This window comes from Adlercreutzia sp. DFI.6.23, from assembly GCF_024462535.1.
In the GTDB taxonomy this organism is placed as follows: Bacteria; Actinomycetota; Coriobacteriia; order Coriobacteriales; family Eggerthellaceae; genus Adlercreutzia; species Adlercreutzia rubneri.
In genome coordinates, this window is record NZ_JANGBP010000455.1 from 1 (window position 1) to 304 (window position 304).

At 61.5% G+C, this 304-nt stretch carries 1 protein-coding gene; it reads left to right on the forward strand.

What is annotated here, in order from left to right:
• The coding region (locus NE591_RS14115; protein WP_256156961.1) for a GDP-mannose 4,6-dehydratase at positions 1-304 on the forward strand (304 nt) is incomplete at both ends.

The window sequence follows — 304 nt, forward strand, 5'->3', positions numbered from 1 at the left end:
CGGAAGCCGACGCCTGCGTCAATTTCGCCGCCGAGAGCCACAACGACAACTCCATCGCCGATCCCACCCCCTTCCTTCGCACCAACGTTGAGGGCACCGTTACGCTTCTCCAGGCGGCTCGGAACCATGGCGTGCGCTTTCACCACATCTCGACCGACGAGGTCTATGGTGATTTGGCCTTGGATGACCCGAATCGATTCACGGAGGAAACGCCCAATCGCCCATCGAGCACCTACAGCTCCACCAAAGCGTCCTCCGACATGCTCGTCCGCGCCTGGCATCGCACCTATGGCGTGGAAGCCAC